Genomic DNA, 21,828 nt, shown 5'->3' on the forward strand with positions numbered 1-21,828 from the left:
TACAACAAACCGCCACAACGATCACCGCCAGATCAACCAACCCGTGAAATCAGGCCGCACATCACTGGCCCTGGGGGTACAACGCTCCGTCAACCAGCCTTGCGACAACCTTGCGCAAGCGTTCGAGCAACACCTGGTTGGCCTCGACCGAAGCCGGGTTCAAGGGCTCACGCAGCAAGGCCATTTCGCACTGATTGCAGGCCTCAGCCAAATTGACAGCGCCGACCGTGGCAAATGAGCCGTGCATGCGGTGTACATAACTGATCAATTTCGAGGTATTGGCCTCCTGCAAGGCCAACTGCGCCTGCACCAGATCATCCTGCATGGTGGCGATAAACAGCCGGTGCATGGCAGGCGAAAGGGTAATCCAGTCGTGCAGGTCATCCGCCTGCGGCAGTGCTGCGGGTGCTTCAAGGGCACCCAAAGGTACCTCTGCAGGCGGCGGGCACCAGACCGACAAGGTCTGGCGCAGGGTTGTCAGGCTCAGGGGCTTGACCAGCCACACATTCATCCCTGCTTCCAGGCAGCGCTCACCCTCTTCACGCAAGGCATTGGCGGTGACACCAATGATCGGCACTTGCGGGTCAAGCTCACGCAAACGACGGGTCAGCTGATAGCCATCGAGCTTGGGCATATTGACGTCGGTGATCACCAGATCGAACGACGCCTCCTTCCAGCGGGCCAGGGCTTGCTCGCCATCGTCCGCCAGCGTGACCCGTACCCCCAGGGCCTCCAGTTGCTCCCTGAGGATCTCCTGGTTGACGGGGTTGTCTTCAGCGACCAGCACGCTCAACTCCAGGCTGGCGGCATAAGGCACCACACTGGCAGGCGTCTGGGGCACAGTCCCGTGGGCGATTTGCATCAGCGTTCTGCCAATGGCGCGAATATCGTACGCGTTGACCTCCCAGCCGCGGCCCGTTCTTTGCGGCTGGCTGCGCCCCGACTCGGTTGCCAGCACCCGCTCGCCTGCCCAGGGCACGGTCAGCGGCTGGTCAGGGTCCAGATCGAGGAGGATGGCGGAGTTATCAGGGGGGATCGCTGCCGGCAGTACCTGGGCGCGAGCGCCCCAGCGGTTTAGCCAGTCCGCCACAATCTGCCCGATATCATTGCGCGCAGCACGCACATAAACACTGACCCCCTGAAGGTCAATATCGGCACAGTTGTCCAGTGCGCCAGCGATAACCGGAAGGCTCATGTGCAATGAAAAGCTGCTGCCCAACCCCGGTTCACTGACCACCCGCAGGTTGGCGCCCATCATCTCGCTCAAGCGCGCGCAAATGGACAGGCCCAGCCCGGCACCGCCCGCCCGCTCACTGCCGCCCACCTGGGAGAATGGCTTGAACAGGCGCGTCAGTTGCTCCTCGCTGATGCCCACGCCGGTATCGGAGACCTGCCACTGCAACGTTGCCTGCCCTTGTTCGATGCCGATGACCTTGAGCCTGAAGACCACCCAGCCGGTGTCGGTGAACTTGATCGCGTTGCTCAGCAGGTTATTGATGATTTGCCGTATACGCACCGCATCGCCACGCAACAATGGCGGTAACTGCGCGTCGGCACAGGCAAAGATCTTCAGGCCCTTGTTACCCGCCGCGGCGCTATAACTGCGCACGCAATCCTCGAACAAGTCCAGCGGGCAGAATGTCTTGGCCTCGACAGCCATTTGCCCGGACTCGATTTTTGACACGTCCAGCACGTCGCTGATCAACTGGAACAACACCGTCGATGAACGCTGAATGGTCTGCAGGTATTCACGCTGACGCTCACTCAGTGGTGTAAGGCCCAACAGTTCAAGATTGCCGAGCACCCCGTACAGGGGCGTGCGGATTTCATGGCTCATGGTCGCCAGGAACAGGGTCTTGGCCTTGCTCGCCTCATCGGCCGAACGCCGGGCCTGCTCCATCAGGTTGGCGTCGTCTACATGCCGGGTGATGTCGTTGAAACCGCAGAGCACCACGTTCTTGCCCTTGTAACGGGTAAAGGCAAAACAGGCCTGCAGATAGCGCCCCGCGACTTCCAGCTGGACCTCACCCAGCTCGTGCTCGCCATAATCGCGTTTCAACAGGGCTATCAGCTCTGGCGTGCCCTGCCATTCGTGTGCCCGCTGGTTTTCCAGCAACACCACACCGGTGCCGCGCTCGACCACGCACAGTCCCACGGGTGCGCTGTCGAGCATGGCCCGGTTGAATTCTTCGCTCTCGGCCAGGGACTGGCTGGCCCGTTGGGCAGGTTCGATGATTTGCTTGCGATACCAGCGATTGACCCGCCAGCCGATCAACACAAACACCACAAGCAGGCCCACCGCGCCCGCCAGGGGCCACTTGGCATAGCCAAAAAAGTTCTGATAACTGATCGCGTACAGCCCGATCCAGGGCGCGGCCCCGCCTGAGCTCAACTTGAAACGCAAACCATCACGGGTAATGCTCAATCCCAGGGGCAGTTCCTCGACATCCTGAACGTCCCCCAGCAACACATCGCCCGCAGGCGAGATCAAGGTCAGGCGACTGTTGGTGGGGTGCATCAACAAACGTTCCAGATCACTGATATCGCTGACGTCCAGCAACGCGCTGAGGATCACCAGGTCATTGGCTTCTGCCCCCGGCGGCAAGAAGTTGCGCGACAGGTTCAGCCCGATGGCACCGATAATGTACTTGCGCTTTTGAATCAGGCCCTGCGGGGCTTTTAACCAGATCAACTGATCTGCGCCAAGGGCATGTTGGCGCGCCACCAGCTCATCGTACAAACGCTTGGTCACATCGAAAAAGTTGCTCTTGAGCAGCAGGGGAAACTGCCGCGTGCCATCAATCCCGGGGACCGCAATGGTGAATTGATCGCTGGGGGAAAAAACAAACACCTGCGGCGCCACATAGTGGGAATCGGACCAGTAAGCCGTGAACAGGTCAGTCAGCTGCACACCGAACGAGTAAACCCCCTGCATGTCAGCATGGCTGAACTTGTCCCGCTGGCTCACCGTAAAAGGCAATGACTTGGCCGTGTCACGGTTCTGGAACAAACGCTCATCCCCCTGACGAATCAGCGCCTGATGCGAGTGCGGCTGGTTATCTATCAGCAGGTTGTCGTTGGCCTGGCTGTAGCTCTGAACGGCAATGCGCAAAAAGGCCTCATGCTCATGGATGCTTTCCATCAGCCGCGCGAAATGAAAGTCCGTCTTCTCGCCCTCCTCCTTCAGCACCCGGTTAACCGCCCAATAACTCATGCTCACCAGCAGCAGGGCAAGCCCTGTCAGCAGCAGCAACAGCTTGTTCAGTCTGAGTGAGCTCAGTGCCAGCGCACCGAGACGTACCTTAGCTTGCTTCATGATTTAGCGCCGTTGTTTACCTGGGAGGAGATTGGCAAGCCTGTTGCCAGCCAAAGGGTTACACATTGCTCCATGCGCCAGCACCCCGTCAGCGGTCGCAACCAGCCGAACGCCGGCCCCGTCTCCACGCCCCCTAAACGCTCTGAGCAAGACGAACAGGAATCGTCTGATGGGGATTGTCCGCTGGCAATTGCATCCTGTGCATCACCTGCCGCGGCGAGCCGTTGACAGGGGGGGCATTAAAAAATGGAAATCACACATCACTTGTTTGTAGAGGGCTTCTCTCATGTTTCAAAAAATGGGCAAATACACCGCGCTCTGTGGTTCTTCGCTGCTGATCGTGATGGCTGCTGCTACCGCTCAAGCGGCTGATGGCCAGGTTGAATTCACCGGCACTATCAACGACAACGCATGCACCATCAACAGCGAAAGCGTGAAGAAAGCAGTCGATATGGGCCAGGTTCGCATTGCCGACTTCCCTAACACCGTTGGGGCTGTTGCCACTGCTGGCGCCACCCCTTTCTCGATCTCGCTGGAAAACTGCAGCGGCTCGACCCTGAAAAACGCTTCCATCAAATTCAGCGGCCAGCAGTCCGGCACTGATGCCACCGTGCTGGGCATGACCGGTGACAACCAGGTTTCCGGCGTCGGTATCCAGATCAACGATGCCCGCACTGGTAACAAGTTGCCGCTCAACACGGCCAGCAACGACTACGTTCTGCGCCCGCAGTCCAACACGTTTGACTTCACCGCGTCCTATGTACGCCTGGTTGCCGACACCGAAGCCTCGGGCGACACCCCGGGTGTACGTGGTATCGGCACCGGTAAAGTCAATGCACTGGCCAGCTTCGACGTTACCTACAAGTAATTCATGAGCTTGACGAGGGAGCTCGCGGTCTATCGCGAGCTCTGGCGTTAACAAGAGGACACCTTGATGCGTTTAAAAGTTGCAGCCTTTTTGGCACTGGCAGCAAGCTTCTGGCTGCCCCAGGTTCAGGCAGGCGTCAACGTGGGTTCCACGCGCGTTGTGTATCAAAGCAAGGAGAAGGAAGCCAACCTGGCACTTTCAAACTCGGGTGATGACGGTGTGCCATATCTGGTGCAGTCGTGGGTCAGCCCGTTCGATGACCGCGACGCGAGTGCCGATGAGTTTATTGTCACGCCGCCCCTGTTCCGCCTGGATGCCAAGAGCCAGAACATTCTGCGGATCATCGCCACCAACGCACAGAACCTGCCCGACGACAAAGAAAGCCTGTTTTTGCTTAACGTCAAAGCTATCCCGGCCAAGAGTGAGGAACAGCGCAACCAGAACGTGCTGCAAATAGCACTCAAGACCACGATCAAACTGTTTTATCGCCCCGCCAACCTCAAGGGCACTTTGCCCGAAGCGGTGGAGAAACTGCAGTGGCGGGCAGAAGGCGGAAAACTCACGGTGCATAACCCGTCGGGTTACAACGTGGTGGTCAGCGAATTGCTGATCAACAACAGCGCCAGCAAAGGCATGCCTGAGGTCATCAAGCCCGCCAGCACCGTCACCACCCCGATTGCGCTGAAAAACAGCGACAGCCTCGAACTCAGCTACATCAACGAGTACGGCAGTACGGTCAAGGCAAAACCCGTTACCCCTCACTGAACACTGCCGATCAGTCGACTGGAAGGACTCACTCATGCTGCGATTGCGCATGTGCGCCTTCGCGCGCCGAATAAAGTGCTGGAGCACGTTCACCGCTGCTGCTGCGGGCCTTGCAACCACCGCCGTGCATGCTGACTACAGCTTCGATTCTTCCTTTCTGGAAATTGGCGGCGGCAACGCTTCGAGCGAAGTGGCCGAGCAGGTAAAAGCCATGAGCCAGGGTCAACTGCCGGGGATCTACCGGGTTGACCTGTCAGTGGACGACCGGCTTGTGGAGCAGCGCGACCTGCACTTTGTGCGAGAAACCGCGAGCCAGGTCTCGACTCCCAATGGTCTGTTCCCCTGCTTCAGTCTTCAGGCCCTGACGGATTTGGGGGTTGACCCCACACGCCTGAAAAACGCCGACATCAGCACTGACAACTGCGTGTACTTCAACCGTGACCTTACTGGCGTCACCTACGATTACGACTTCAACAAGCAGCATTTGAGCCTGCAGGTTCCCCAGGCGTATATCGGCAGCGTGCCGTTTGAAACCCGGCGCAAGACCTGGAGCGATGGCGAACAGGTGGCCTTCGCCAACTACAGCTTTTCCGGCAGCAACTACGAGAACCCGTTCGGCAGCCGCCAATCCCAGTTCGGCAGTGTTCATAGCGGGTTCAATAGCGGTGCCTGGCGCTTTCGCAATTTCTCGACCTGGCAAAAAGGCACTAACGTCGACGGCAGCTGGAAATCGGTGGACACCTATGTCCAGCGCGACCTGGGCAACCTGATGGCCATTGCCACGGTGGGTGAAAGCGCCACCGACAGCGATCTGTTCGACACCATCTCTTACCGCGGCGTGGGGATCGCGTCCGATCTGGACATGCTGCCCGATGACGCGCGCAACTTTGCCCCCGTGGTGCGCGGGGTTGCCAACGGCCGCTCGCTGGTGACATTACGCCAGCGCGGTTATGTCATCAGTGAACAATGGGTGCCATCAGGCCCGTTCGCCCTCAAGAACCTGTACTCGACCGCAGGCAACGGCGATATCGAAGTCACCATCGAAGGCCCCAATGGCGAGCGCCAGGTCTACATCCAGTCATTTGCCTCTGTGCCTTACATGTTGCGTGAAGGCCAGCAAAGCTACGCCGTGACCGCAGGCCAGTATCGCCCGGCAGAAGGCGCGCAGAATTCGCCCAAGCCCAGTTTTGTACAAGGCACCTATCGTCGCGGCCTGACCGAGGGCACCACGCTGTTCGGCGGCAGCATCGTCAGCGAACAATACACATCGGCGCTGCTGGGCTTTGCCCACGACTTTGCCGGTTTTGGTGCCATTTCCCTGGACGTGACCCATGCCATCAGCGAAGACATGGGCACAGACGCCAAAACGCTGTCGGGCCAGTCATATCGCTTCCGGTACTCCAAATCCATCGACCTGACCGATACCAGCTTCAGCCTGATTGGCTACCGCTACTCCACCAGCGGCTACTACAGCTTCAACGAGGCGATCAACGCACGCTCCAACAACTCGCTCGTGCCCTATGTCGATGAAACCCTGAGCAACAGTGCGGCGTTTTCACCCTATTTGACCGGCCATATGAAAAGCAGCTTTACCGCCAACGTATCGCAACAATTCGGTACCTGGGGCGGCATGTACGCCAACCTGACCAAAACCGATTACTGGAACCGGGCCAAGAGCAATACCTCCATTCAATTGGGCTACAGCTTCAGTGTCGCCAGCGCCTCCTACAACCTGGGGCTGTCACAGAACAGCGGCATGGGCGACGACATCCGCAGCGTGTCGCTGAGCGTCAGCCTGCCGCTGGGCAGCCCGGGCAGCAGCAGCCGGATCGGCCTGAGCACCAACCAGGACTCCGCCGGCAATGCCAGCCGCAATGCCACCTTCAGCGGCTCGCAACTGCAGGACGATGCCCTGTCGTACAACCTGGGCATCAATCAGCAGATCAGTGACGATGACCGCGTGCTCGGTGGCTCGGTGGCGGCCCGCTACAACGCGGCCAATGCCATTTGGCACGGTTCCTATAACAAGGATCAGAACACCCGGCAGATGGACTATGGCGTGGAAGGCGGTGTGGTTGCCATCCGCAATACCGTGATGTTCACCCAACCATTGGGCGAGACCAACATCATTGTCGCCACCCCCGGCGCCGCCGATGTGGGCGTGCTGACCAAAAGCGGGATCAAGACCAACGGCAGTGGCTACACGATCATTCCCTCGGCGCAGCCGTACCGCAAAAACAAGGTATCGCTCAACACCGACTCACTGTCGGACACCACCGACATTGCCAACCTGGTACAGGAAGTCACCCCCAATCGCGGTGCCTTTGTCCTGGCCAACTTCGAAACCCATAACGGCCGCCGCCTGCTGGTCAGCGTCAGCTCAAGCACTGGCAAGCCCGCCCCTTTCGCCGCCGAAGCGCAGCTGTATGACCTCAAGGGCACGCTGCTGAGCAGCGCGATGGTAGCCGACAAGGGCCGGGTATTTATGACTGGCGTGCCGGACAAGGCGCGGCTGCTGATCAACGTCAACGGCCAGCCTTGGTGCGCCAAGGACCTGGACCTGAACACCTACAACCTGTCAGAGACCGGCATCGGGCAACTGCACATTCGTTGCGATGCCCTATCGCCAGACACTCAAGGTACTCCCGATGCATGAATCAACCGTCAAATCATCTCGTTCGGGCCGGGGCAAAGTCAGCATGCTGCTGCTTTGCCTGTTGCTGGGTCTTGTCAGTCAGCAAGCGTTTGCCCTGATTCAAAACAACCTCGCATGCACCGCTACGGGCACCACCGGCATCATTCAGCTGGGCGACCTTGCGCCATCCACCAGCTACACCGCCAACATGACAGCCAACTGCCGGGTGACCCGCTGGTATCCCTATGGCTCGTCACTGCAGCACAGCCAGTTCTACAACCAGGGCACAGGCAGCAAGGTCCAGGTGTTTCACACCAACTCCGGGCTGATGGTTCCCGAGCTGCCCATCGGGACGGCGAGCAGTACATGCATGCCCTCAAGCTGTGTGCAGCTGTTCGTGGGCAATACCTTTTCCTACAACGTTCTGCTTTATGGAACGGCGCCCGTCACGCCCGGCAACTACATGGTCAGTGTTTCGCTCACAGACACCTCTATTCGAGGTTATGAGGCTTACGGCGACTACTTGCAGACCGTCATTCTCAGCTTCCGGGTCATCCAGCCCGCCTGCTCGATGGGCTCGGCAAAAACCCTCAACCTGCCTTTTGGCACACTCAGCAGCAATGACTTCGCCAGTTCGCAGCAAATTGCCAATATCACCATGAATTGCACCCGCGGTACGCAAGCGACCGCCACGCTGGTACCCACCCAGGCGGCCATCAGCGGCAGCCCGGGGGTTTCAGCCACAACCCTGGCCGGTCTGTCGATGGCCGCCACCTGGGCTGACACCAACACGGCAGTGACCTTCAACAGTCCACGCACGCTGGCGCTGACCAATGGCAGCAACAACATCCGCCTTGGTTTTCGCCCGCGCCTGAATACCAGCGTTTCGCCGACCGGAAATTTTTCCAGTCAGTACACCCTCAACATCACCTATCTCTGATCAGGCACAGGAACTCGACCATGAAATTATCCGTAACGCTGGCCGCAACACTGTTCGCAGGCCTGCTCAGCGCAACCGCCAACGCCGCAACAGACACCGTGACCATCAACCTGAGCGGAACCCTGACCCGACCGCCCTGCACCCTGACCAGCAGCAAGACGCTGACCGCCAACTTCGGCAGCCTGCGCTACGACCAAGTGGCCGATGCCCCGTTGATCGACATCCCCCTCACCATGACCTGCCCGGCCAACTCGGTGCTGGCGGTGAGCATTCTGGCAGCCCGCACGATTCAGGGCTCAACCACACAGGCCTCAACGGGCAAAGCCAATCTGGGTTATTCATTGCTGTGGAACAGCGACAGCACGGCCGCCAACGTCACCGGAGTCAAACGCAACCTGACCAACCAGAGCGGTACGGTCGACCTGAGCATGAAAGCAAAGTTGATTGCCCAGGGCGCACTGACCGAGGGTGCATTCAGCACCTCGGCCGTTATCAGTATCGAGTACCTGTGAGGTGTCCATGCTCGCCAGAGTGAGCCTATGGGTGGCGCTGCTGTCCACCGCCGCACTGCTGCTCAGCCCGGCTAGCTGCGCAGAGGAGGCGGCCCAGATAGAGGTGGTCGGCACCCTGATAAAACCGCCCTGCACGGCTAATTTCCCGGCCTCGCAAAGCGTGGATATCCCCAAGACAAACCTCAATTCGCTGAACTCGGACATCACTGGCTGGACCGATGTCAGCCTGGACTTCCAATGCATCAAGGGCAGCCAGGTACACCTGCGCTTCAGCGCCGGCAATGGCGCTGTTGACAGCAGCACACTGCGCACCACACTCGACAGGCTGGGGCTGAGAACCCGTCTGAGCGACATGACCAGTACGTTGAAAGTGATTGACTTGAAGCTGGGCGAGCAATTGATCTTCCCGGTTGAAGAAACGCGGCTCAAGCTCCAGCTCTCTGTGCGACCGGTCAAGACCGGGGAAGAACTGCCCGCAATCGGCAGCTACAGCTCGACGCTGTTGATGGAAATGATCTATCTGTAAACCGCTGCGTCAGGCAAACAGATTGGCCTTGACGCACAAGATCAGCAGCGCCTGATCATTGTCGACATTGAGTTTGCGCATCGCCGAAACCTTCAGGGTGCTGATGGTTTTAATGCTGCGGTTCAGGCTCTGCGCCACATCGCCCACACTCACCCCCGTAGAGAACAGGCGCAGGACCTCAAATTCCTTGACCGTCAACTGGCTGAGCCTTTGCGAAAGGTCATCGGCGTCGTCACTCACCCCTCCTTGCAGCTTGTCCTGCGGGTAGTGCCCCTGACGATAGAACGCGTCCAGCGCCACCAGGATCTGCTCAAGCCCAGCGCTCTTTGAAATGACACCGCTGATACCCAGCTCATACAGCCAGGTCAGCACTTGGGCATTGGTTATAACGGTCAGGATCAACACCTTGGGTTCGGGAAAATGCCGGCGCAGGTATTCCACCAGGCGGGTGCCATCACCGTATTGATCGTCACCTGGCATGTTGTAGTCGGTAATAATCACGTCAGGCTTGAGCAACGAAATCTTGTCGATCAACTCGGACGAACTCATTGCTTCGCCCACAACCTTGAAGCGTGGGTCACGCTCAATGATTTCACGCACGCCCATCAACACAATCGGATGGTCGTCGGCCAATAAGACTTTCATTTGCGGCATGGCAAACATGACTCCTGCACGGGAAGAGCGCTACAACTATTCGAAGGGGTCCGCTTTGATGCAATAGGTCAGCAAGGCGTGGTCGTTAAGCACTTCCAGCTTCTGCATGGCGGCTACTTTTTGGGTGCTCACGGTTTTGACGCTGCGGTTCAATTGACGGGCAATGTCGCCCACACTGTTGCCGGCCACAAACAGCCTGAGCACTTCGACTTCACGAGGTGACAGCGTGGAGAAACGTTCATCAATGACCTTGGGGTTGGTCACCACCGAAATGGCTGCAGCAGCCGGCGGCGCATAGCCCCGATCGTTGGCCAGCGCACTCAGGGCCTTGCCTATTTCTTCGCGAATATGGCTTTTGGCAATCACGCCTGCCACGCCCAACTCCAGCAAGCGCGAGATGATCAGATGATTGCTCATGACGGTCAGCACCAGGATCTTGACCCCGGGAAAATGCTCAATGATGTACTCGATCAGTTGCAGCCCGTCGCCATAGATGTCATCGCCGGGCATATTGAAATCAGTAATCAGCAGTTCAGGTTGATGCAACTGCAATTGCTCGACCAACTGCGACGAACTCAGCGCCTCGCCTGCCAGGGTGAAATACTCATCACGCTGGATCATCTCCCGAAGCCCCAGCAATACCACCGGATGATCGTCGGCAATCACTACCTTTAATTCGCGCATTGCCTGGCTCCACTTTGATGACATGGCAAGTCCGGCGCCCCCGGGTTTCTACAGATCGAGCGCAGAACAAGACCCGTGGCGCCGCACTCAGCTACCCCGGTGATGGCTTAGAGCTATCGTCCAGTAAAAGAGTTTCAAAATCGGCGCACGATATAGCGCCGCAAATCAGGAAACCTTGCACTTGATCACACTTGATGCTGCGCAGAAATTCGAGCTCGGCCTGAGTCTCGACCCCTTCAGCGACAACGGTCAGGCCCAGCTTGCGGCTCAGCTCAACAAGGCTGCGCAAGGCTGAGGCCAGATTCTCGTTTTCAACACAGCCATGTACCAGCGAACGATCGATCTTCAGCTCACTGAACGGGGTAGAAACCAGATTGAAGTAAGAGCTGAACCCCTTGCCAAAATCATCCTGGGCCAAACCGAAACCCATCATGCGCAGGCGACAGGCACCCGCGTAGTAATTGCTGAGTTCCTCGGTGGTGGAGCTTTCCATCAGTTCAAACACGATGCTGCGCGGCTCGCCACCATCGGCAATCACAGCGTCGCGCAGGCGGTCGGCAAGCGCATGGTTATCCAGCAGATGCGTGGGCAGGTTGATCGACACCGGAATGTCCCAGCCCTGCTCACGCCATTGTCTTTGCGCCTGCAGGGTTTGTTGCAGCATCAGCCACAACAGTCGCTCTTCCAGGCCGTGGCTGATCAGCACACTCAGAAAGTCCTTGGGCAATAACAAGCCGGCCTCAGGGTGTACCCAGCGCACCAGCGCTTCTGCACTGAGAATATTGCCATTGCTCAGGGACTTTTTGGGCTGGAACCACGCTTGAATCTGCCCGTTGCCCATCGCCCATTCGATACTCAGCGGGTCAACCTCAATGGCCAGGGCGGGGTCCGTCTCGCCGTTAAGGCGAAAAAGCTCCAGCCGCTCTTTCAAGCGCATGACAGAATTGAACTCGACTGGTTTGGAGATCAGGCCAATCACTGAAATACCCAGGTTCTTGGCTGCCAGCCCCGCACTGATCAACATGCGCCGCGACGAGGCACTCATCAGTGCCAACGCCGGTTTTCTTCTCAGGGCGGCAACTTTCTGAATCAGTTGCACGCCATCCATGACCGGCATCAGTAAATCACTGAGCAGCAGGTCATAGTCATTGCGCGCCAGACACTCCAGCGCGCCATCGCCATCCCAAACGGTGTCAACTGTAAAGCCACCCACCTCATTAAAAACGTTGAGCAAATACTCATGCTGAAAAGGGTGATCCTCAACGACCAGTACACGATAGGGCTTCACTGGATCCTCCTTTAGAAGTGCTGAAGACAGTTGTATAGGGTGTGCAGCGTAAAAGGCTTGATCAGGCAATGATTCATCCCGGCGTTCAGGCAGCGCTCGCTCTCCTCGCGCATGGCATTGGCCGTTGCCCCAATGATCGGCAGCGTGATGTTCATGGCCCGCAACCGGGCCGCCAGCTCATAGCCATTCATTTTCGGCATGTTGACGTCGGTCAGCAGCAGATCAAAATCCTCATCCCGCCAACGCTCCAGTGCTTCCAGGCCATCGCTGACCAATGTCACAGTGCAACCCAACTCTTCAAGCTGATCGCGCAGAATCAGTTGATTGATCACGTTGTCTTCGGCAACCAGAATGCGCAAATCCAGTTTGAGTTCCGTCTTCGCCGTACCCGGCTCAAGATCGGCCCCCATTCCCATGCCCTGAGCCTTGCACAGGGCGCGATAGACGTCCTGCAAACTGCTCAGGTCCGCTTGCCAGCAAGGGTTGTCAACGGCGGGCGATACCGATATGTCACTGGCGGCTACCACCAGCGGTCCCGTCCACCCAGGTTCAAGCAATTGCCGGGCAGCACCAGGATGCAGCTCCAGTAAAACAGCAGCATCGGGTGCATCCCCTGGTTTCGGCGCGCCCAGATGAGCCCGCGCGCCCCAACGGCGCAACCAGGCGCAATAACACTCGGCCAGCTCGCGCACGGGTGAAACCACATAAACAACGCTGGCAGCCAATTCGCCGAAAGGGCTCAAACGCGCCGGTTCGTTAACCTGCACCAGGGGCAGGTGCAGGGTAAAACTGCTGCCCAGCCCCGGCTCGCTGACCAGGCGCATGGTGCCGTTCATCAAGTGCATAAGACGCTTGCAGATGGACAGGCCCAGCCCGGTGCCGGCGACCACGTTTTTGGCCGATTCCACTTGATAAAAAGGCTCGAACAGATGGGCCTGCTCTTCATGGGCAATACCTTTGCCAGTATCGGAGACCTGCCAATGCAGCATGACGCGCTCATCGTCACGGCTGTCCATTTTCAGGCGCAGGACGATTTTCCCGTAGTCGGTGAATTTCAGGGCGTTGTTGAGCAGGTTGTTCAGGATCTGGCGGATGCGGGTGACATCGCCGCTGAGCCATTCGGGCACCGTCGAATCAATCAATGCAAACAACTGCAGGCCCTTGGCCTGAGCCGCGCCACTGTAGCCCTGGACCACCTCTTCTATCAGCTCCAGAGGGCTGAAGGTATTGAGTTCCAGTTGCAGTTGACCCGCCTCGATCCGTGACACATCCAGCACGTCGCAAATCAGCTGCAACAAGTTGCCGGATGAGCGTTCGATGGCCTTGAGATAGTTGTTCTGCTGATCGTTGAGATCGGTACGCGCCAGCAGTTCCAGGGTGCCCAGCACACCGTACAGGGGCGTACGGATTTCATGGCTCATGGTTGCCAGAAACAGGGTCTTGGCCTCATTGGCCCGGTCCGCCAGCTGCCGGGCACGTTCGAGGGTGACTTCAATCTGTTTGCGTGCGCTGATATCACTGAACGCGCAAATCAGTACGTCCTGACCTTTGTAGCGCGTGGGCGCAAACGCCAGGTACAGAAGGCGGCCATCCTCCATTTCGATCTCATCGCTGTTGCGCAGGTCATATTCATCGAACGCGCGTGAAATCCAGCCATGACATAACTTGCTGCGCTCAGTGCCGTTACCCAACCACTGTTGTGACAAGGAGTTTTCCAGCACCACCGTGCCGTCTGTGCGCCGAATCACACACAGGGCCATCGGTGCGACTTGCAAGACGGCACGACTGAACGCCTCACTTTCAACCAGCGCCTGAATGCGTTTCTCACCCGGGGTGATCAGGCGCCGATCAATGCGCACAATCAGTAATCGCAAGCCGATGCAAATAGCAATAAACAACAACACACAGCCCAGCAAAGGCCCGGCCAATACAGGCAATAACGATTTGATATCTACGGCATACACAATTTGCCAGCCCGAATAGCCCAGCTTCTTCCTGATTGCCAGGCTGTCGGGCAACCAGCCACTCCCGATAAAGCCAAACGAGTTCTTGGGCTCCAGCGTCTGCAATGAACCGACCAGCGTGGATTGTGCGGCGTTGGTGAACAGAATCTGGCCTTGACCGTTGAGCAGCATGAAGTCACCGGCACTTTCACTGCGCAAGGCCTCCACCAGATCCGGCACTTCGACCTCAATGCCCAGCCAGCCGGAAGACAGGTTACGGTTATCGAGACGGGAGAATAAATAAAAGGGCGAATCCAGGACCCGGTTATCCGTGAGCCACAGATCATCACCAAATGAATAGGCCTTGGCGCCCTCATCGACCAGACGTTGCAGCACTACCTGGGGCAACGGTTCCAGGCTGCCTGAAGCGTCAAACAAACGCACCACCTTGGGCTTGTCTGTTTGTGGCACGTACAGCAGATTGACTTTGCTTTCGTGCAGATAGTCCGTCATCCGCCGGGTCAGCCACAGGCTCCAGTGGCCGGCTTCGCTGCCCAGATTGATGTTGAGCTCTTCTTCTGGATCAACGCTGACAAATGCTTCATTACCTTTCTTGTCAGGCACAGTCGCCAGCACCAGGCTCTTGAGCAGCGTCTGGCGACTGACGAAAAAATCCTGGGCATTGAATACCGCCTCGTTCATAAAACTGCGGCGCAGGGACACTTCCTGGTTAAAGACCGAGCGCAAATAAATGAACGAACTGGCGATGGCCGCGACGATCAAACCGCTGGCAAATAAGTGCAGAAGTTTTCGGGCGGCTTGAGGGGTCGATTTCATGCCGCAAGCCTGAGGCCGCGGCAGGAAAAAAATAATCAGACAATTCCTGAAACCAGTCGTCGCTGACTACGCTCTGCGTAGCAGCTGACGAGCGGAGCGAGGCTGCGATCGGCTGCGTAGCAGTCGCCAATCCTGTGACTGCGGTGTATCAGTTAAACCCGGTCGTCTGGGTTTGCGACTGCTTTGCAGCCGATCGCAGCCTCGCTCCGCTCGTCAGCTGCTACGGGGGGAAGTGAAGCTTGTTACGGCCGCACCGCACTCAAATCCATGCGCCCGTCTTTCATCGGCGGGCACCAGTAGTAGCCACCATTAAGCGGGCGACTGTAGCGATACAGGCCATCAATAATGCCGTCTTCCAGGCCGCTCATGCGCCGCAGTTGCACTTCAAAGGCATTCAGCGTGCGGCCAAAGGCAACAAACATCAGCCCGGACTTGCCGTTTTCTGTCCACGGCATCGAGCGGCGCACGATAAAGGCTTCCGGCGTGAAGCTCTCCTGGGCGGTGCGTTTGACGTGGGCCGACTCTGGCGCATCGTCCAGCTCTTCGTTGTCGCTCTTGCGACGGCCCATGATGTTGTCCTGCTCCTCGGACGGCAATGCAGCAAAACCGTTCAGGTCATGTTGCCACTGCTGGATGGCCACAAAGCTGCCGCCGTCCAGTCCGGCGCCCGCATTGGCCACGAGGGCGGCGTCCACAGCCGCTTCGTCCACCGGGTTTTCAGTGCCGTCTTCGTAGCCGGTCAGGTCACGGTCAGTGCCGTAACGGAAGCCTTCGGTCACTTGCAGCAGGTTGAACGCAGGCGCCAGCGCAGTCTCGATGGCCTGGCTGCGGTGCAGCAGCTCGCCACGGTCTTCGCCCAGCAACCACAACCACAGGGCGTGCTGGGTCGACGGGTTTTCAACCATCGCATTGATAGCAGGAAACACCCGCAGGCCCGGGACTTTCGCGCCCAGTGCCAGTACCAGCGGCGAACCAAAACCGGCCACCACGCTTTTGCCATCCACCCACTGCGACAAGGTGTCCAGTGCAGCCGGCAAAGCTTCTACTGACTTGAGGGCGAAAAACATGTAACGCGCTTGCGAAGGTATCGGTTTGGCAAGAATGCTCGACTGGTAGTGACTCATAGAAACTCCTTTGGAAAGGTCCGAGTTTACTCCTACCAGTACTTTTTCCGTCACTTCACGCGGATTTTTCTTAAGTTCAACCCCTGCAAATCAAGGCTCAGGACGACAGCTGGTTGGCAAACTGCCCTACGGCGTTGACCACTTTCTGCGCGCCATCCTGAATCTCGACAATCACCGTGCCCGCTTCGGCGGCCAGCGCCAGCCCTGCTTCGGCCTGGAGTTTGCCATCGGCCATCAGGGCCACGGCATCACGGGCCATGTCCTGGTTTTGCCGCACCACACCGATGATTTCTTCAGTGGCCCTGCTGGTGCGCGAGGCCAATTGCCGCACTTCATCAGCCACGACGGCAAAGCCACGGCCCTGCTCCCCGGCCCGCGCGGCCTCGATGGCGGCGTTGAGCGCCAGCAGGTTGGTCTGGTCGGCAATCGAGCTGATGGTCTTGACGATGCTGCCAATCACTTGCGACTGATCGCTCAGGGCTTCAATACCATCACCCGCCTGCTGCATATGCCGGGCCAGGTCGCGCATGACTTCCACCGCCTCGGTCACCACTTTGGTGCCGCGCTGGGCGCTGTTGTCGGTTTGCAGAGAAGTGCTGTAAGCGATGCCGGCCGCGTCAGAAACGGCTTGCTCTCGATGGATCTGGTCAGTGATCACCGTGGCGAATTTCACCACTTTGTACAGGGTGTTGTTGGCGTCCCGCACCGGGTTGTAGGTGGCCTCCAGCCAGACATCACGGCCGTGGCTGTCGATGCGCTGAAAACGTGCCGCGACAAACTCACCCGCATTCAATCGCTGCCAAAAGGCCTGGTACTCGGCACTGTTCTGTTCTTGCGGGGTACAGAACATCCGGTGATGTTTGCCCTGGATCTGCGCCAGGGTGTACCCCATGCCTGCGAGAAACCGCTCATTGGCAGTCAGCACTTCACCCTTGAGGTTGAACTCGATCACCGCAGTGGAGCGCATAAGCGCGCTCATCAGGTTTTCATGATCGCGGGAGGCCTCAATGGTGCGCGTCAGGTCGCTGGAGAAAATCGAGATGCGTAACACGCGGCCTGCGGAGTCCAGGATCGGTTGCATGATCGAACGCAACCACGCTTCCTGACCGTTGCCGCGCAGCAAGCGCACGGTGCCGCTGTAATGTTCCTTGCGGTTCATGGCGGTTTTGAAACGCAGGGTGTGCTCGTCGTTTTTCAGGTAGGCCGGCACCAGTTCATCAATATGCAGGCCCAGCAACGCGCTACTGCTGTAGTGCATCTGCTGGATGAAATTGGGGTTGGCCGTCTCGATGCGTCCATCCGCGCCCAGGGACAGCACCAGCATTTCGCTGTCAAGGCTCTCCCGGACTTGCTGAAGACTGGATATTTCTTCGCGAAGAGCCGACAGCTCTTGCTTCAAGCGTGTGTTGAACATGAGGTACCTGGGGCAATGAAAGAATGCGTGCAACAGAATCGGCTTTGAACGGCTTTTCTGGAGCGGCAAAAACGACCGTTCATCCAAAACTCAAGCCACTCTATAACCCTGCAAATTCATTGCCACGCCACAGCAGGCCATCGGAATTGCTGACGGATTGATTTACTGTGCTCAGGCCATCCCATAACCATAAGAAATCCGAGGTACTCCCCATGGCCGCTGAGATTACAGACAGCCGCTCTGCCCGCTTTGCCCTGCGCTGTTCGAACTTTGCCGAACGCTGGTTTCCTGATTCATGGGTGTTCGCCGCTGTGGCGGTGATCACCGTGGCACTGGCCACGATGCTGATGGGCGCCAAACCCACCGATGCCGCAATGGCGTTTGGTGACGGCTTCTGGAGCCTGATCCCGTTCACCATGCAAATGGCCTTCGTGGTCATTGGCGGCTATGTGGTGGCCAGTTCGCCACCCGCCGTCAAATTGATCGATAAACTGGCCCGGGTGCCGAAAAACGGGCGCCAGGCCGTGTGCTGGGTAGCGCTGATTTCAATGGTCGCGTCATTGCTCAACTGGGGGCTGTCGCTGGTTTTTGGCGGGTTGCTGGTACGGGCGCTGGCCCGGCGCACCAACCTGCGCATGGACTATCGCGCCGCTGGCGCTGCTGCGTATCTGGGCCTTGGCGCAGTGTGGGCGCTGGGGTTGTCGTCTTCGGCGGCGCAGTTGCAAGCCAACCCTGCCAGTTTGCCGCCGTCGATTCTGGCGATCACCGGGGTTATTCCCTTCACTGAAACCATCTTTCTCTGGCAGTCCGGCGTGTTGCTGGCGGCACTGGTGGTGGTATCGCTGATCGTGGCTTATGCCACCGCCCCCGGCGCTGAATCGGCCCGCGACGCGGCGGCCTGCGGTATCGATCCCAGCTTCAGCTCACCCGAGCTGCCACCGCGTACACGGCCCGGCGAGTGGCTGGAGTACAGTCCGCTGCTGACCCTGTTACTGGTATTGCTGGCCGCGGGCTGGCTGTTCCATGAGTTTTCGACCAAACCGGCGATCAGCGCCATCTCGGGGCTCAACACCTACAATTTTCTGTTCCTGATGCTCGGCGCCCTGCTGCACTGGCGTCCGCGCAGCTTTCTGAATGCCGTGGCCAGCGCCGTGCCGACCACCACCGGGGTGATGATCCAGTTCCCGCTGTATGGCTCGATTGCAGCGCTGATGACAGTGGTCAAAGGGACTGACGGGCAAACCCTGGCCCATCATATTTCGACGTTTTTCGTACAGATCGCGTCCCATGACACCTATGCGTTACTAATGGGTGTGTATTCGGCGATTCTGGGCTTTTTTATTCCGTCGGGCGGCGGCAAGTGGATTATCGAAGCACCGTATGTGATGCAGGTGGCCAATGATCTGGGCTATCACCTGGGCTGGGCCGTGCAGATCTACAACGCCGCCGAGGCGTTGCCCAATCTGATCAACCCGTTTTACATGCTGCCGCTGCTGGGCGTACTGGGGTTGAAGGCGCGGGACTTGATCGGCTTCTCGTTTGTGCAGCTGCTGGTACACACGCCCCTGGTGCTGTTTTTGCTGTGGGCATTGGGGACAACGCTGGTGTATACGGCGCCAGTGATGCCATAAGCGAACTCATAACCCAATGTGGGAGCGGGCTTGCTCGCGATGGTATCGACGCGGTTTTCCTGCATTACCGCGCCGCCTGAATCGCGAGCAAGCCCGCTCCCACAGGTCAGGCCTGCAAACTCAGACCGAACCCGCCGGCCGCAAGCGATACTGCGGCGGCAACTGGTCAAGACCGCTGATGGTGGTGTTCAGGCTCTTCCAGCGGCCGTCCTTGATGCCGTAGATGCAGCCATGCACCGACAGCTTCTGCCCGCGATGCCAGGCATTTTGCACAATATTGGTGTGACCGACGTTCGCCACCTGCTGGATCACGTTCAACTCGCACAAACGGTCGACGCGCTCTTCCTCGGTGGGCAGCAGCGCCAGCACTTCGCGGTTTTCGTAGTACAGGTCGCGGATCGAGCGCAGCCAGCCATCAATCAGGCCCATCTGCTGATCCGTCATGGAGGCGCGCACGCCGCCACAGCCATAGTGGCCGGTAACCAGGATATGTTTGACCTTCAACACATCCACCGCGTACTGAATCACCGACAGGCAATTCAAGTCCGTGTGCAGCACCACATTGGCCACGTTGCGGTGTACAAACAGATCGCCGGGCAACATGCCGACAATTTCATTGGCCGGTACGCGGGCATCCGAACAACCAATCCATAGGTATTCCGGCGTTTGCTGGCGGGCCAGCTTGGCGAAGAAGTCGGGATCTTCCTGCTTGATCGCATCGGCCCAACGCTCGTTGTTATCAATCAGATCTTGTAGTTCGTTCATGCTGTGAGGCCTCAAGAGTTGATGCGCTGTTTTGACAGCCGACCAGCGGTCGGGGTCACTTGCGCCATGACATTCCGGCGGTCAGTTGGGTGGAATCTTCAGCAATGGCTACAGTCATCCTATCAAGACCCCCGGACTTAGAGGATTTGCCATGACCGATTCACGTCGCCCCTACGGGGCACCGCAACCCGCGCCCATAGACGATATTGAAGACGCAATGGGCTCGGTTGAGCCACTGGATTTTGACGAAGACGATAGCTATGAGCCTATCAGTGATCTATTTGTCGACGACGTTGGCGTCAAGCACAGGGCAGCGCTGGATGACGAACTGGACCTGGGCCTCAACGATGACGACCTTGAACAGGAGATGCTGATCCGCGAAGACGGCGCCCGCGATGCCAAGGAGGCGGCCCAGAGCCCGGATGGTGCGGCCGACTGGGATCTGAGCCTGGTCGACGAAGACGACATCGGCGCTGGCAAGGGACTGGATGAAGCCGAACTGGCGGAGATCGACCCGGTGGGGCGCAAGCGCTAAAGGCAGGACCTGTGGGAGCGGGCTTGCTCGCGATAGCGATCGACACGGTGTGTCACTGAAACACCACTGCTCCCACAACAACCATTTATAGCCGTCAGTCGACCAGCGTACAGGCCATTACCACCGCATCTTCACGCCCACCCACAGCCGGGTAATAATCGCGACGGCGGCCGATTTCATTGAAGCCGTAACGCTCATACAACTTGAACGCCGCGGTGTTGCTGTCGCGCAGCTCCAGGAAGCACTCACGGGCTTCATGCTGGTAAGCAATCGACATCAGGTGCTCAAGCAGCTTGAGCCCCAGGCCGCGGCCCTGGCTCTCGGGTTTGACGGTGATATTGAGCAGATGCGCTTCGTCGAGAATGATTTGCACCACACCATGCCCCACCTGCTGCTCGCCTTCAAACATCAGCCAGATATGGTATTTGCCCAGGCCGTCGAGGAAAATCCCCCGCGTCCACGGGTGGCTGAAAGCGGCGTATTCAATTTTCAAGACTGCATCAAGGTCCGCCTCGGTCATCGGGCGAAAAGTTACCGCATCACTCATCATTGTGTTTCCAGCGCGCCATCAGCCGGCGCATGGCTTGCCACACCTGCGCTTTGCGCTGTGGCTCATCCATCAAGAGTTCCAGGCCCGGCAGCGCCCATGCGCTGCCCAGCCCTTCGATTTGCAGTTCAGTGTTGAACGCTTCGGCATCGGCTTCACCGGCAAAGCGCACGGCGGGCAGCCCGATCAGCCATAAGCAGGCACATTCGGCCTCTTCCAGGCGGGCCATAAGAAAGCCCTGCACAAATTCACGCGCCGCCTCGGGCCCCTGATCAACATTGCCACGGCGCAACAACGGCCAGCGCACCGGCTCGCCGATGATTTGCGGGCTGTCGGGCAAGCCGGCAGCACGCAACATATCCTTTAACAATAAATAGGCCGGATCGCGACTCTGGAAGGCGCCACCTGTGGGTAACTCCACCAGCAACAGGCAACGCCCGGCCCGCAGTAACTGCAAGGCAAAACGCGGTGGTGGCAACGGTACTGCCTTGGCCGTGACAGGTGCCGGCCCCGCTGCGACCACCGGTTTGCTGACAGGGCGACTGACCGAAGGCCTGGGCACTTCGATTTTTGGTCGCTCGGCAGGTTTGCCCGGCGCAACCGCCGCCTTGACCGCAGGCCTGGCGATCACAGGCTCGGCGGGCGGCTCAGGGAGCACCAGCAGTTCTGGCCGCGAAGGCGCGGCAAACGGCAACTCAGTGCGCGGCAACCAGCTGACCACTTGCATGGCAGTCAAGAAAGCGCGGCGGCGGGACTCGTTCAACAAAGGTCGGCCATCTGTGGATAACTAAAGAGAGGGGATTCTACCGCCCTTCTGCCCTTCCCGCCCGCAGTTGATCCGCCA

The 21,828-nt window shown here is 58.6% G+C and carries 18 protein-coding genes and 1 pseudogene; 8 read left to right on the forward strand and 11 right to left on the reverse strand.

The annotated features are described in order from the left end of the window. Positions 1-61 precede the first annotated feature (61 nt). Positions 62-3,316 (reverse strand): hybrid sensor histidine kinase/response regulator, encoded by a 3,255-nt coding sequence (locus tag BFC21_RS14325; protein ID WP_120266280.1) that lies wholly within the window; start codon positions 3,314-3,316, stop codon positions 62-64. 286 nt (positions 3,317-3,602) lie between these two features. Between BFC21_RS14325 and BFC21_RS14330 the strand changes: the two genes are divergently transcribed. The 6 genes from BFC21_RS14330 to BFC21_RS14355 all read left to right on the forward strand — a co-directional run bounded on the left by BFC21_RS14330 (position 3,603) and on the right by BFC21_RS14355 (position 9,562). Beyond that, positions 3,603-4,184: a fimbrial protein gene (locus tag BFC21_RS14330; RefSeq protein WP_088378165.1), complete on the forward strand. Its 582-nt coding sequence runs from the start codon at positions 3,603-3,605 to the stop codon at positions 4,182-4,184. 66 nt (positions 4,185-4,250) lie between these two features. Next, positions 4,251-4,949 carry a molecular chaperone gene (locus tag BFC21_RS14335; RefSeq protein ID WP_088378166.1) on the forward strand — a complete coding sequence of 233 codons (699 nt, stop codon included), beginning with the start codon at positions 4,251-4,253 and terminating at the stop codon, positions 4,947-4,949. Between the two features lie 34 nt (positions 4,950-4,983). Then, on the forward strand, positions 4,984-7,605 hold the full coding sequence (locus BFC21_RS14340; protein ID WP_088378167.1) for a fimbria/pilus outer membrane usher protein: 2,622 nt from the start codon (positions 4,984-4,986) through the stop codon (positions 7,603-7,605). Then, positions 7,598-8,524, forward strand: coding sequence for a fimbrial protein (locus tag BFC21_RS14345; protein ID WP_088378168.1), 927 nt, complete (start codon positions 7,598-7,600; stop codon positions 8,522-8,524). The genes BFC21_RS14340 and BFC21_RS14345 overlap by 8 nt, the downstream gene beginning before the upstream one ends. Positions 8,525-8,544: 20 nt before the next feature. Further along, positions 8,545-9,036: a fimbrial protein gene (locus BFC21_RS14350; protein WP_016781712.1), complete on the forward strand. Its 492-nt coding sequence runs from the start codon at positions 8,545-8,547 to the stop codon at positions 9,034-9,036. A 7-nt stretch (positions 9,037-9,043) separates the two neighbouring features. After that, a complete protein-coding gene (locus tag BFC21_RS14355) occupies positions 9,044-9,562 on the forward strand; it encodes a fimbrial protein (protein WP_177342588.1) in 519 nt (172 codons plus the stop codon). 9 nt (positions 9,563-9,571) lie between these two features. Here BFC21_RS14355 and BFC21_RS14360 read toward each other — a convergent pair whose 3' ends face one another. From BFC21_RS14360 to BFC21_RS27825, 7 genes and pseudogenes are all read right to left on the reverse strand, one after another. Next, entirely contained in the window at positions 9,572-10,216 is a 645-nt protein-coding gene (locus BFC21_RS14360) for a response regulator (protein WP_088379532.1), read from the reverse strand. 36 nt (positions 10,217-10,252) lie between these two features. Continuing rightward, positions 10,253-10,900 (reverse strand): response regulator, encoded by a 648-nt coding sequence (locus BFC21_RS14365; RefSeq protein ID WP_016781709.1) that lies wholly within the window; start codon positions 10,898-10,900, stop codon positions 10,253-10,255. Between the two features lie 91 nt (positions 10,901-10,991). Beyond that, complete coding sequence (locus BFC21_RS14370) at positions 10,992-12,188, reverse strand: EAL domain-containing protein (protein WP_016781708.1); 1,197 nt, start codon at positions 12,186-12,188, stop codon at positions 10,992-10,994. A gap of 11 nt (positions 12,189-12,199) precedes the next feature. Beyond that, positions 12,200-14,968 carry an ATP-binding protein gene (locus BFC21_RS14375; RefSeq protein ID WP_088378170.1) on the reverse strand — a complete coding sequence of 923 codons (2,769 nt, stop codon included), beginning with the start codon at positions 14,966-14,968 and terminating at the stop codon, positions 12,200-12,202. 242 nt (positions 14,969-15,210) lie between these two features. Further along, the gene (locus BFC21_RS14380; protein ID WP_088378171.1) at positions 15,211-16,092 is read right to left on the reverse strand and encodes a Dyp-type peroxidase; all 882 of its coding nucleotides are present in this window, start codon (positions 16,090-16,092) and stop codon (positions 15,211-15,213) included. A gap of 97 nt (positions 16,093-16,189) precedes the next feature. After that, positions 16,190-16,621, reverse strand: coding sequence for a methyl-accepting chemotaxis protein (locus BFC21_RS27820; RefSeq protein ID WP_369782767.1), 432 nt, complete (start codon positions 16,619-16,621; stop codon positions 16,190-16,192). 108 nt (positions 16,622-16,729) lie between these two features. Next, positions 16,730-17,506 (reverse strand): annotated as a pseudogene (locus BFC21_RS27825) (PAS domain-containing protein); the annotation flags it as partial. A gap of 212 nt (positions 17,507-17,718) precedes the next feature. Between BFC21_RS27825 and BFC21_RS14390 the strand changes: the two are divergent. After that, positions 17,719-19,137, forward strand: a complete 1,419-nt coding sequence (locus BFC21_RS14390; protein WP_083369636.1) for a short-chain fatty acid transporter — start codon at positions 17,719-17,721, stop codon at positions 19,135-19,137. Between the two features lie 120 nt (positions 19,138-19,257). Here the strand turns inward: BFC21_RS14390 and can are convergent, their stop codons facing one another. Beyond that, positions 19,258-19,902 (reverse strand): carbonate dehydratase, encoded by a 645-nt coding sequence (gene can, locus BFC21_RS14395; protein WP_016781703.1) that lies wholly within the window; start codon positions 19,900-19,902, stop codon positions 19,258-19,260. 151 nt (positions 19,903-20,053) lie between these two features. On the opposite strand from can, the gene BFC21_RS14400 reads away from it, so the two are divergent. Beyond that, the gene (locus BFC21_RS14400) at positions 20,054-20,437 is read left to right on the forward strand and encodes a hypothetical protein (RefSeq protein ID WP_029611519.1); all 384 of its coding nucleotides are present in this window, start codon (positions 20,054-20,056) and stop codon (positions 20,435-20,437) included. A 94-nt stretch (positions 20,438-20,531) separates the two neighbouring features. Here the strand turns inward: BFC21_RS14400 and rimI are convergent, their stop codons facing one another. Beyond that, positions 20,532-20,984: a ribosomal protein S18-alanine N-acetyltransferase gene (rimI, locus tag BFC21_RS14405; RefSeq protein WP_016781701.1), complete on the reverse strand. Its 453-nt coding sequence runs from the start codon at positions 20,982-20,984 to the stop codon at positions 20,532-20,534. Continuing rightward, on the reverse strand, positions 20,977-21,750 hold the full coding sequence (locus BFC21_RS14410) for an SPOR domain-containing protein (protein WP_120266281.1): 774 nt from the start codon (positions 21,748-21,750) through the stop codon (positions 20,977-20,979). The genes rimI and BFC21_RS14410 overlap by 8 nt, the downstream gene beginning before the upstream one ends. Positions 21,751-21,828 lie beyond the last annotated feature (78 nt).

Origin of the sequence: Pseudomonas sp. TMW 2.1634 (assembly GCF_001703595.1) — a bacterium.
Taxonomy (GTDB): Bacteria; Pseudomonadota; Gammaproteobacteria; order Pseudomonadales; family Pseudomonadaceae; genus Aquipseudomonas; species Aquipseudomonas fragi.